Raw genomic sequence first — 11,683 nt, forward strand, 5'->3', positions numbered from 1 at the left:
CGATTTGAGATTCCACCAGTCACCTCTTAGTACTTCAGCAGGTTCGCGTCGTCGACAGACGCTGACCTGCGGGTTCGGAAGATCGTCACGATGATGGCCAGGCCGACCACGACCTCGGCCGCGGCCACCACCATCACGAAGAACGCGATGATCTGGCCTTCCAGGTTGCCGACCTGCCTGGAGAAGGTGACGAAGGCGAGGTTGCAGGCGTTGAGCATCAGCTCGACGCACATGAACACCACGATCGCGTTGCGCCTGACCAGCACGCCGATCGCGCCGATGGCGAAGAGCAGCCCGGACAGGACCAGGTAGTGCGTGGTCACTTGGTCACCTCATTGGTCTCGGCGTCCCGCTCGGCGACCTTGTCGACGTCGGCGGGGGCCTCGTCCTCCTCGGCCGTGTGCTTGATGGCCGCGGCGAGCTTGGGGTTCTCGGGCAGGTGGTCGTGCTCGACGTCGTAGCGCGCGATGTAGCGGTTGACCGAGGACTCCGCGACCGACCCGTCGGGCAGCAGCGCCGGCATGTCGATGGCGTTGTTCCTGGCGTACGTGCCGGGGCCGGGCAGCGGCGAGGGCTGGTCGCCCAGGAACCGGGCGCGGGCCAGGTCCTTCTGCGTGACCTTCTCGGTGAGCCGCTCGCGGTGCGCCAGCACCATCGCGCCGAGCGCGGCGGTGATCAGCAGCGCCGAGGTGATCTCGAACGCGAACACGTACTTGGTGAACAGTTGCAGCGCGATCGAGCGGATGTAGCCGCCCTGCTGGGTGGCCGCCGCCAGCCCGACCTGGGGGGCGAAGACCGCGTTGCCGATGGCCAGCACGAACAGCGCCAGGAAGCCGAGGCCCGCGAGGACGGCCCAGAAGCGCTGGCCCTTGAGCGTCTCGACGAAGGAGTCGGAGGAGTCGACGCCGACGAGCATGAGCACGAACAGGAACAGCATCATGATCGCGCCGGTGTAGACGATGATCTGCACCGCGGCCAGGAAGGGCGCGTCCTGCACGGCGTACAGGACGGCCAGGCAGAGCATCACCGTGCCGAGCATCAGCGCGGAGTAGACGGCCTTCCGGTTGAAGACCATGCCGAGCGCGGCGCCGACGGAGACGACGGCGAGCACCCAGAACGTGATGGTCTCACCCATTGGTCCGCCCCAGCCGGTAGTAGTCCTCTTCGGTCTCACCGAGCCGCATGGGGTGCGGCGGCTGTTCCATGCCCTGGGTCAGAGGCGCGAGCAGCATCTCCTTGGTGTAGATGAGGCTCTCGCGGTTGGTGTCGGCGAGCTCGTACTCGTTGGTCATGGTGAGCGCGCGGGTCGGGCACGCCTCGATGCACAGGCCGCACAGGATGCACCGCAGATAGTTGATCTGGTACGTGCGCCCGTAACGCTCGCCCGGCGAGAAGCGCTCCTCCTCGGTGTTGTCCGCGCCCTCGACGTAGATCGCGTCGGCCGGACACGCCCAGGCGCACAGCTCGCATCCGATACATTTCTCCAGCCCGTCGGGCCAGCGGTTGAGCTGGTGACGCCCGTGGAAGCGCGGAGCCGTCGGCTTCTTCTCCTCCGGGTAGTTCGTCGTGACAGGCTTCTTGAACATCGTGTGGAAGGTGACCCCGAAGCCTTTGACGGGGTTCAGCCAGTCAGTTAGTCCCACTGGGAATCTCCTTGTGCTGCACCCCGTGGTAGTGCGGCAGGTCGAGCGGCGGCACAGGGAAGCCGCCGGCCGTCGGCTCGTTGGACAGTTCCTCGAACTCGGCCTCTACCTGTGCCTTCATGGCCTCCTTGCGCCGCTGGTTGACGGTGTCGAACCGCATCCAGATGGCCAGCGCGCCGATCACGATGACCACGCCGAGCGCGATGCCGAGCGTCCTGTCGCCCTCGTTGACCACCAGGTTGCGGACCGCGGCCACCAGCAGGATCCAGGCCAGGTTGACCGGGATCAGCACCTTCCAGCCCAGGGACATGAGCTGGTCGTAGCGGACGCGCGGCAGCGAGGCCCTGACCCACACGATGAAGCTGAAGGTCAGCACGAACTTGATGAAGAACCACAGCACCGGCCACCAGCCCAGGTTGGCGCCCTCCCACAACGAGATCGGGAACGGCGCCCGCCAGCCGCCCAGGAACAGGGTGACGGCGATGGCGGAGGCGGTGAAGGTGTGCAGGTATTCGCCCATCATGATCAGGGCGAACTTCAGCGACGAGGAATATTCGGTCTGGAAGCCGCCGACCAGCTCGCCCTCGCCCTCCGGCAGGTCGAACGGGATGCGCGCGGCCTCGCCGAACATGCAGATCACGTAGATCAGGAACGACGGGATCAGCAGCACCGCGAACCAGGTGCTCTCCTGCGCCTTGACGATCTCCGAGGTGGACAGCGTCCCGGCGAACAGGAAGACGGCCACGAACGACAACCCCATCGCGATCTCGTACGAGACCACCTGGGCCGCCGAGCGCAGACCGCCGAGCAGCGCGTACGGCGAGCGCGACGACCATCCGGCGAGCACCACGCCGTAGACCGACAGCGCGCCCATGGCCAGCATGAACAGCACCGCCACCGGCAGGTCCACCAGTTGCAGCGGCGTCTCCACGCCGAACAGGTTCACCTTCCCCGCGAACGGGATGATGGAGAACGCCAGGAACGCCGGCACCACCATGATCACCGGTGCCAGGAAGTAAAGCACCTTGTCCACGGTCCGCGGGAAGATGTCCTCCTTCAGCCCCATCTTCAGCGCGTCGGCCACCGACTGGAGCAGGCCGAACTTGCCGGCCCTGTTGGGGCCGCGCCGGTTCTGCATCCAGGAGATGAGCTTGCGCTCGTACCAGACGAACATCATGACGCCCAGCATGAGGAAGAGGAACAGCATCACGGCCTTGATGATGGTGATCCACAGTGGGTCCTTGCCGAAGTCGGCGAGGGTGGGATCGGCCGCGAGAACGTGGGTCATGAGGCGCTCCCGATGGTGACGATGTCGCCGGCCACCGCACGCAGGTCACGCGTGACCGAGCAGCCGCCGTTGTTGGCCGGCACCCAGACCACCCGGTCCGGCAGGTCGGCGATCCTTACCGGCAGCGTCACGGAGCCGGTCTCCGTGTCGCCCACGACGAGCTTGTCGCCGTCGGCCACGCCCAGTTCGGCCGCGGTGCTCCCCGAGACCAGCGCTTCGGCGGTGCGGGCGGTGCCCGCGAGGTACGGCTCGCCGTCCTGCAGCCTGCCCTCGTCGAGCAGCAGGTGCCAGGTGGCCAGCAGCGCCTGCCCCGGCTCCGGCATCTCCTGGGTGCGGGTCAGGGCGTTGGGCGCGCTGACCCGGCTGCCGCGCCAGGCGCCGAGCCCGGACAGCTCGCGCCGGGCGGCCTTGGCGTCCGGCAGGCCCAGGTGCACGTCCAGCCGGTCGGCCAGGTTGCCGACGACCGCCAGGTCGGACTGCAGGCCGGGCACCCTGAGCGGCGCCTCGAACGAGCGGCCCCTGCCCTCCCAGTTGACGAACGTGCCGCTCTTCTCCTGCACGGCGGCGACGGGCAGGACCACGTCGGCGCGGTCGGTGACGGCGCTGGCGCGGATCTCCAGGCTGACGATGAACGGCGTGTGCTCGAGGGCTTCGAGCGCCGTCGCCGGGTCGGCCAGGTCGTAGGGGTCGACGCCGGCGACGACCAGCGCGTCCAGCTCGCCGTCGCGGGCGGCGGCGAGGATGCCGGCGGTGTCGCGGCCGGGGGCGGCGGGCAGCGAGGCCACGTTCCACGCCCTGGCGACCTCGGCACGGGCGCTCTCGTCGTCCACCGGGCGGCCGATCGGCAGCAGGTTGGGCAGCGCGCCGGCCTCGACCGCGCCGCGCTCACCGGCCCTGCGCGGGATCCAGGCGACCTTGGCGTCGGAGAGGGCGGCCAGGCGGACGACCGCGGACAGCGCGCCCGGGATACTGGCCAGGCGCTCACCGGCCAGCACGATCGTGCCCTCGGCCAGCGTGCCGACCAGGTCGCCGATCGCGTCGGCCTCGGCGCCCGGCGCGGTGCGGATGAGCGTGCCGCCCATCTTCGCAAGGCCCGGGGAGGCGAACGGCGCGATCGAGGTGACCTTCAGGCCCTTCTTCAGCCACGCCTTGCGCAGGCGCAGGAAGACGATCGGCGACTCCTCCTCGGGCTCGAACCCGACGAGCAGGACGTGCGGGGCGTTCTCGAGGTCGGCGTAGCTGATCTCGATGCCCTTGCCGGCCACCGCGTGGGCCAGGAACTGCGCCTCCTCGGCGGAGTGCGGCCGGGCGCGGAAGTCGATGTCGTTGGTGCCGAGCGCGAGGCGGGCGAACTTGGCGTAGGCGTAGGCGTCCTCGACCGTGACCCGGCCGCCGACCAGCACGCCGGCCTTGCCGCGGGCCTTGGCCAGCCCTTCGGCGGCCACCGCCAGCGCCTCCGGCCACGAGGCGGGCACGAGCACGCCGTCCTCGTTGCGGACCAGCGGCTGCTTGAGCCGGTCGGGCTGCGTGGCGTAGGTGAAGGCCCAGCGGCCCTTGTCGCAGTTCCACTCCTCGTTCACCTGCGGGTCGTTGCCCGCCAGGCGGCGGGTGACGCGACCGCGCCGGTGGTCGGTGCGCTGGGCGCAGCCGGAGGCGCAGTGCTCGCACGCGCTGGGCGTGGAGACCAGGTCGAACGGGCGGGCCCTGAACCGGTAGGCGGCGCCGGTGAGCGCGCCGACCGGGCAGATCTGCACCGTGTTGCCGGAGAAGTAGGAGTTGAACGGCTTGCCCTCGGCCGTACGCACCTGCTCCTTGGCCCCGCGCTCGAAGAACTCGATGAGCGGGTCACCGGCGATCTGGTCGGAGAAGCGGATGCAGCGCGCGCACTGGACGCAGCGCTCGCGGTCGAGCAGCACCTGCGTGGACAGCGGCAGCGGCTTGGGGAAGGTGCGCTTCTGCTCCTGGAAGCGCGACTCGCCCTGGCCGTTGGACATGGCCTGGTTCTGCAGCGGGCACTCACCGCCCTTGTCGCAGACCGGGCAGTCGAGCGGGTGGTTCATGAGCAGCAGTTCCATGGCCCCGCGCTGCGCCTTCTCGGCGACCGGGGAGGTGAGCTGGGTCTGCACCACCATGCCCTCGGCGACCTCGATCGCGCACGACGGCTGCGGCTTGGGGAAACCGCGGCCGTTGCCCGCGTCGGGGATGTCGACCAGGCACTGACGGCAGTTGGCCGCCGGGTCGAGCAGCGGATGGTCGCAGAACCTGGGGATCTGGATGCCCAGCAGCTCGGCGGCTCTGATGATCAACGTACCCTTGGGGACGCTGACCTGGAACCCGTCGATGGTCAGGGTCACCAGGTTCGTCTGGGTCTCTACGACTGTCACTGCTCACCCCAGAGAGTGGACTTCTTCGGGTCGAACGGACAGCCGCCGATCTCGAAGTGCTTGAGGTACTCCGCACGGAAGTGCTTCACCGAGGAGTGGATGGGGCTCGTCGCGCCGTCGCCCAGGGCGCAGAACGAGCGGCCCAGGATGTTGTCGGCGATGTCGGTGATCGTGGCCAGGTCGTCCTCGCTGCCCTGGCCCTTCTCCAGGCGCTTGAGCACCTGCTTGAGCCAGTACGTGCCCTCGCGGCAGGGCGTGCACTTGCCGCAGGACTCGTGGGCGTAGAACTCGGTCCAGCGCAGCACGGTGCGGACCACGCAGGTGGTCTCGTCGAAGATCTGCAGCGCCCGGGTGCCGAGCATGGAGCCCTTGGCGCCCACCGCCTCGAAGTCGAGCGGCACGTCGAGGTGCTCGTCGGTGAAGATCGGGGTGGAGGAGCCGCCCGGGGTCCAGAACTTGATCCGGTGCCCCTCGCGGACGCCGCCGGCCATGTCGAGCAGTTCGCGCAGCGTGATGCCGAGCGGGGCCTCGTACTGGCCGGGCCTGGTGACGTGGCCGCTGAGGGAGAAGATGCCGAAGCCCTTCGACTTCTCGGTGCCCATGCCGGCGAACCAGTCGGCCCCGTTGGCGATGATCGAGGGAACACTGGCGATCGACTCGACGTTGTTCACGACAGTAGGCGAGGCGTACAGGCCCGCCACGGCCGGGAACGGGGGCTTGAGCCGCGGTTGACCTCTGAAGCCTTCGAGCGAGTCGAGCAGGGCGGTCTCCTCGCCACAGATGTAGGCGCCCGCGCCGCTGTGCACGACCAGCTCCAGGTCATAGCCGGAGCCGAAGATGTCGTTGCCGAGATACCCCTTCTCGTACGCCTCCCGCACGGCCGCGTGCAGCCGCCGGATGACGTGCAGCACCTCGCCGCGCACGTAGATGAAGGCGTGGTTGGCCCTGATCGCGTACGCCGTGATGATGATGCCCTCGACCAGCGAGTGCGGGTTGGCCATCATCAGCGGGATGTCCTTGCAGGTGCCCGGCTCCGACTCGTCGGCGTTGACGACGAGATAGTGCGGCTTGCCGTCGCCCTGCGGGATGAAGCCCCACTTCATGCCGGTGGGGAAGCCCGCGCCGCCGCGGCCGCGCAGGCCCGAGTCCTTGACGGCCTGGATGACGGCGTCGGGGTCCATGCCCAGCGCCTTCCTCGCGGCCCCGTACTCGCCGTAGACGTCGAGGGTGAAGGAGTTGGGCTGGTCCCAGTTCGCGGTCAGGACCGGTGTCAGAGTCGTGGTCATGCTTCTGGGGCCTTCCATCCCTTGGCCTTGGCGACCTTCAGGCCCTCCAGCGAGGCGCCGGCGGCCGACGGGCCGTCGCCCGCGAGGTCGTCGGGCAGGCCGGCGAGCACCCGCGACGCCTCCTTGAAGGTGCACAGCTTCTTCGGGCCGCGCGTGGGCCGCACATCCTTGCCGTCACGCAGGTCGTCGACGAGCTGCTTGGCCGACTCGGGCGTCTGGTTGTCGAAGAACTCCCAGTTGACCATCATGACGGGGGCGAAGTCGCAGGCCGCGTTGCACTCGATGCGCTCCAGCGAGACCTTGCCGTCGGGGGTCGCCTCGTCGTGGCCGACGCCAACGTGCTCCGACAGCTCCTCCCAGATCTGGTCGCCGCCCATGACCGCGCACAGCGCGTTGATGCACACGCCGACGTGATAGTCACCGGCGGGCTTGCGCTTGTACATGGTGTAGAAGGTCACCACGCCCGTGACCTCGGCCTTGCTGACACCCAGCATCTCGGCACAAAACTCCTGCCCGTCGTCGGAGACGTAGCCGTCCTCCGACTGCACGAGGTGCAGCAGCGGCAGCAGGGCCGAGCGCGCCTTGGGGTAGCGGCCGATGATCTCCTTGGCGTCTCTCTCCAGACGCTCACGGACCTCTGGTGAATACGTCATGACCGTGCCTCCGGCGCACTCATGACATCAACCGTGTGGTGACCCATCGTTCGCTCGCGCAACGCGCTCATCTGTCCACACCTCCCATGACGGGGTCGATAGAAGCCACCGCGGCGATCACGTCGGCGACCTGGCCGCCCTCCGCCATGGCGGGGAAGCTCTGCAGGTTGCAGAAGGACGGCTCGCGGAAGTGCACGCGGTAGGGGCGCGTGCCGCCGTCGCTGACCACGTGGGCGCCCAGCTCGCCCTTGGGCGACTCGATGCTGGCGTACGCCTGCCCGGCCGGCACCCGGAAACCCTCGGTCACCAGCTTGAAGTGGTGGATGAGGGCCTCCATCGAGGTGCCCATGATGTGGGCGATGTGGTCGGGCGAGTTGCCGAACCCGTCGGGGCCGAGCGCGAGCTGCGCGGGCCAGCCGATCTTCTTGTCCTCGATCATCACCGGGTCGCCCTTGAGCGGTCCTGCGATGCGGTCGAGAGCCTGCTCGACGATCTTGAGGGACTCTTCCATCTCCCTCATGCGGACGAGGTAGCGCGAGAAGACGTCGCAGCCGCGCTCGGTGGCGACGTCGAACTCGTACGTCTCGTAGCCGCAGTAGGGCTGCGACTTGCGCAGGTCCCACGGGAGGCCGGCGGCGCGCAGGATGGGCCCGGTGACGCCGAGCGCCATGCAGCCGGTCAGGTCGAGGTAGGCCACGTCTTTGGTGCGGCGCAGGTAGACGGGGTTCTCGTCGAGGAGCTTGCGGATGTCCTTGATCCGCTTGGGCATCTCCTTGAGGAACTCACCGACCTTGTCGACCGCGCCCGCGGGCAGGTCGACGCTCACGCCGCCCGGCCTGATGTAGGCGTGGTTCATGCGCAGCCCGGTGATGTACTCGAACAGGTCCATGACCATCTCGCGGTCGCGGTACCCGAACAGGAACGGCGTGGTCGCGCCCAGCTCCATGCCGAAGGTGCCCATGGCCACCAGGTGCGAGGCGATGCGGTTGAGCTCCATCATCATCACGCGGATGGCCTGCGCCCGCTCGGGGATGCGCTCGGTGATGCCGAGCAGCCGCTCCACGCCCAGGCAGTAGGCGGTCTCGTTGAAGATCGGCGAGAGGTAGTCCATGCGGGTCACGAACGTGGTCCCCTGGGTCCACGTCCGGTATTCCATGTTCTTCTCGATGCCGGTGTGCAGGTAGCCGATGACGCCGCGCGCCTCGGTGACCGTCTCGCCGTCGAGCGTCAGCACCAGCCGGAGCACGCCGTGCGTGGACGGGTGCTGCGGGCCCATGTTGACGACGAGGCGCTCTTCCTCGGAGTCGCGTACGCCGGTGACGACCTCGTCCCAGTCGGCGCCGGTGACCGAATAGACCTTGCCCTCGGTCGCCTCGTCATAAGCGGTGCTCATGAGTAGCTCCTCCTCTGGTCGGGCGACGGGATGGTGGCGCCGCGGTATTCGACCGGGATGCCGCCGAGCGGGTAGTCCTTGCGCTGGGGGTGCCCGTCCCAGTCGTCCGGCATCATGATCCGGGTGAGCGCGGGGTGGCCGTCGAAGACGATCCCGAAGAAGTCGTACGTCTCGCGCTCATGCCAGTCGTGACCAGGGTAAACGCTCACCGTGGATGGAATGTGCGGGTCGGAGTCCGGCGCGCTCGCCTCGACGCGCACCCGCCGGTTGTAGGTGATCGAGCACAGGTGGATGACCGCGTGCAGCTCCTCGCCCACCAGGTGGGGGTAGTGCACGCCGGACACGCCGAGCGAGAGCTCGAAGCGCAGGGCGGGGTCGTCGCGCAGCTTCTGGCAGACCTCGACCAGGCGCTCGCGCTTGACGTGCAGGGTCAGCTCGCCGCGGTCGACGACCACCCGATCGAGGGCGTCGTCGAGGGCCAGGCTGTCGACGATCTCGTCGAAGTAGCCCCCGTACGGGCGCGGCGTGGAGATCTCCGGCGCCCGGCGTACGACGAGGCCGCCGTAGCCGGAGGTGTCGCCGGTGTCGTGGGCGCCGAACATGCCGTGCCGGGCGATCGGCGGCTCCTGGGCCGCCGGTACCTCGGGGACCTGCGCTTCTGGGACCTCGGGGAGGTTGTCGGGCGAGGTCACTTCGCGGCCCCCTGCTCGATCAGCGGCAGCGTGCGCAGCGCCTGCAGCTCGAGCTCCTCGATCTGCTTGGCCCGGTGCGCGCCGAACTTCATGTTCTGGATCTTGTCGTGCAGCTTCACGATCGCGTCGATGAGCATCTCCGGCCGCGGCGGGCAGCCCGGCAGGTAGATGTCGACGGGGACGACGTGGTCGACACCCTGCACGATGGCGTAGTTGTTGAACATCCCGCCGCTGGAGGCGCACACGCCCATGGAGATGACCCACTTGGGCTCGGCCATCTGGTCGTAGATCTGGCGCAGGACGGGGGCCATCTTCTGCGACACGCGCCCGGCGACGATCATGAGGTCGGCCTGGCGGGGAGACGCCGAAGCGCGCTCCATGCCGAAGCGCGCCAGGTCGTAGTGGGGGCCGCCGGTGGCCATCAGCTCGATGGCGCAACATGCGAGGCCGAACGTGGCCGGCCATACGGAGTTCTTGCGCGCCCATCCGGCGGCCGCTTCGACCGTGCTGAGGATGAACCCGCTGGGGAGTTTTTCTTCGATTCCCATTTTCAGTCCCAGTCCAGACCCTTGCGGCGCCACACGTACGCGTAGGCGACGAGCACGGTGACGATGAACAGCAGCATCTCGACGAGCGCGAACAGGCCGAGGCCCGAGGAGAGTACGCGGCCGAGGTCGTCCGTCTGCGGAGCGAACGAGACGGCCCACGGGTAAAGGAAGATGATCTCGATGTCGAAGACGATGAAGAGCATCGCCGTGATCATGTATTTGAGTGGGAACCGTCCACCACCGACAGGCTGGGGCGTCGGCTCGATGCCGCATTCGTAGGCGTCAAGCTTGGCGCGGTTCCAGCGCTTGGGACCGGTGAAGGGAGCGATGGCGACCGAGAAGATCGCGAAGCCCCCCGCGAGAACGGCGAGCACCAGGATGGGCACGTAAAGGTCCATCGCTACGCCTCCTCCGGAGTCGCCGCGCGCGCGGGCGCGCAGCCGGGTCTGTTGATTACGGGATTCATGCTGGTGGCGCGACCTTCGAGAGAGCGTTTATGATCATGTCGGACGCATCGCCTCGCCGGTCGGTGAGATTACCAAGGAGTTTGAGCGCGAAGCGCATCAGCCTCGGGTGGGGCAACCCGTGCCTGGTGCCGAAGCGCATCACGCCCGGCGTCCCGATCGCCTCGACGAACCACCTCCCGAGCGTGAAGTATCCGCCGTAGGCGTCCTTCAGCACCCGAGGATAGGTCCGCAGCGTCCGTTCGCGTTGCGCGGGGGTGGCGTCCTTGTACGCCCGCGCGATGACCTCGGCGGCGATCTCGCCGGTCTCCATGGCGTAGGCGATGCCCTCGCCGTTGAACGGGTTGATCGACCCACCGGAGTCTCCGACGAGCATCAGGCCGCGCGTGTAGTGGGGCTGCCTGTTGAATGCCATCGGGAGCGCGGCGCCACGGATCGGGCCCGTCATGTTCTCCTCGGTGAACCCCCACTCCTCCGGCATCGACCGGCACCAGCGGCGCAGCAGGTCGCGGTAGTCGATGTTCTTGAACTGGGCACTGGTGTTGAGCAGGCCCAGCCCGACGTTGGAGGTGCCGTCGCCCACGCCGAAGACCCAGCCGTAGCCGGGCAGCAGCGTGTCGCCGTCCCACAGCTCCAGCCAGGTCTCGAGGTAGTCGTCGTCGTGGCGCGGGCTCTCGAAGTACGTCCGCACGGCCACGCCCATCGGGCGGTCCTCGCGCTTGTGCAGGCCCATGCCCAGGGCCAGGCGGGTGCTGTTGCCGTCGGCGGCCACCACCAGGGGGGCGCGGAACTCGCGCTCGTCCTTGGTCGTCACGCCCACGATGTGGCCGCTGCGGTCGTCGAGCAGGGGGCCGGTGACGGTGACGCCCTCCATGAGGCGTACGCCGTTCGCGACCGCGTTGGCGGCGACGATCTGGTCGAAGTCCTGGCGGGTGCGGACGAGGCCGAAGTCGGGGAAGCGGTCGAGTCGCGGCCAGTCGAGTTCGAAGCGCAGGCCGCCGCCCACGACGCGCAGGCCCTTGTTCCTGATCCAGCCCGGCGCGTCGATGTCGACGCCCATGTTCTGCAACTGCTTGACCGCGCGGGGGGTCAGGCCGTCGCCGCAGACCTTCTCGCGGGGGAATCTGGTCTTCTCCAGGAGCAGCACGTCGAGCCCGGACCGGGCGAGGTAGAAGGCGGCGGCGGAACCGGCGGGACCTGCGCCGACGACGATGACGTCGGCGTCGACAGTGCTCATGGTCGCGCCCGCTTCGCCACTCGTCGGCTCCTGCGTCGCTCTCTCGCGGCGCGCTCCCGCACTGGGCGGATGGCTGTTGGCACGGTCACTGGACT

12 protein-coding genes are annotated in these 11,683 nt (G+C 68.6%); all 12 read right to left on the reverse strand.

The window, feature by feature from the left end:
• Positions 1 to 26: 26 nt before the first annotated feature.
• A complete protein-coding gene (nuoK, locus tag ACZ6S0_RS35985) occupies positions 27 to 323 on the reverse strand; it encodes an NADH-quinone oxidoreductase subunit NuoK (RefSeq protein ID WP_344876897.1) in 297 nt (98 codons plus the stop codon).
• Entirely contained in the window at positions 320 to 1,135 is an 816-nt protein-coding gene (locus ACZ6S0_RS35990) for an NADH-quinone oxidoreductase subunit J (RefSeq protein ID WP_465923798.1), read from the reverse strand. Before ACZ6S0_RS35990 ends, nuoK begins: the two co-directional genes overlap by 4 nt.
• Complete coding sequence (nuoI, locus tag ACZ6S0_RS35995) at positions 1,128 to 1,643, reverse strand: NADH-quinone oxidoreductase subunit NuoI (RefSeq protein WP_308193318.1); 516 nt, start codon at positions 1,641 to 1,643, stop codon at positions 1,128 to 1,130. The genes ACZ6S0_RS35990 and nuoI overlap by 8 nt, the downstream gene beginning before the upstream one ends.
• Positions 1,630 to 2,931 (reverse strand): NADH-quinone oxidoreductase subunit NuoH, encoded by a 1,302-nt coding sequence (gene nuoH / locus ACZ6S0_RS36000; RefSeq protein WP_465923799.1) that lies wholly within the window; start codon positions 2,929 to 2,931, stop codon positions 1,630 to 1,632. The genes nuoI and nuoH overlap by 14 nt, the downstream gene beginning before the upstream one ends.
• Positions 2,928 to 5,315, reverse strand: coding sequence for an NADH-quinone oxidoreductase subunit G (locus ACZ6S0_RS36005; protein WP_465923800.1), 2,388 nt, complete (start codon positions 5,313 to 5,315; stop codon positions 2,928 to 2,930). Before ACZ6S0_RS36005 ends, nuoH begins: the two co-directional genes overlap by 4 nt.
• Positions 5,312 to 6,601 (reverse strand): NADH-quinone oxidoreductase subunit NuoF, encoded by a 1,290-nt coding sequence (gene nuoF / locus ACZ6S0_RS36010; RefSeq protein ID WP_465923801.1) that lies wholly within the window; start codon positions 6,599 to 6,601, stop codon positions 5,312 to 5,314. Before nuoF ends, ACZ6S0_RS36005 begins: the two co-directional genes overlap by 4 nt.
• On the reverse strand, positions 6,598 to 7,254 hold the full coding sequence (gene nuoE / locus ACZ6S0_RS36015; protein ID WP_344876884.1) for an NADH-quinone oxidoreductase subunit NuoE: 657 nt from the start codon (positions 7,252 to 7,254) through the stop codon (positions 6,598 to 6,600). Before nuoE ends, nuoF begins: the two co-directional genes overlap by 4 nt.
• Positions 7,255 to 7,321: 67 nt before the next feature.
• Positions 7,322 to 8,647, reverse strand: a complete 1,326-nt coding sequence (locus tag ACZ6S0_RS36020) for an NADH-quinone oxidoreductase subunit D (RefSeq protein WP_465923802.1) — start codon at positions 8,645 to 8,647, stop codon at positions 7,322 to 7,324.
• Positions 8,644 to 9,339: an NADH-quinone oxidoreductase subunit C gene (locus tag ACZ6S0_RS36025; protein WP_465923803.1), complete on the reverse strand. Its 696-nt coding sequence runs from the start codon at positions 9,337 to 9,339 to the stop codon at positions 8,644 to 8,646. The genes ACZ6S0_RS36020 and ACZ6S0_RS36025 overlap by 4 nt, the downstream gene beginning before the upstream one ends.
• The gene (locus ACZ6S0_RS36030; RefSeq protein ID WP_344876880.1) at positions 9,336 to 9,887 is read right to left on the reverse strand and encodes a NuoB/complex I 20 kDa subunit family protein; all 552 of its coding nucleotides are present in this window, start codon (positions 9,885 to 9,887) and stop codon (positions 9,336 to 9,338) included. Before ACZ6S0_RS36030 ends, ACZ6S0_RS36025 begins: the two co-directional genes overlap by 4 nt.
• Positions 9,888 to 9,889: 2 nt before the next feature.
• The gene (locus tag ACZ6S0_RS36035; protein WP_080043646.1) at positions 9,890 to 10,285 is read right to left on the reverse strand and encodes an NADH-quinone oxidoreductase subunit A; all 396 of its coding nucleotides are present in this window, start codon (positions 10,283 to 10,285) and stop codon (positions 9,890 to 9,892) included.
• A gap of 64 nt (positions 10,286 to 10,349) precedes the next feature.
• Complete coding sequence (locus ACZ6S0_RS36040) at positions 10,350 to 11,588, reverse strand: geranylgeranyl reductase family protein (RefSeq protein WP_465923804.1); 1,239 nt, start codon at positions 11,586 to 11,588, stop codon at positions 10,350 to 10,352.
• Positions 11,589 to 11,683 lie beyond the last annotated feature (95 nt).

It is taken from the genome of Nonomuraea sp. NPDC051298 (assembly GCF_055586305.1).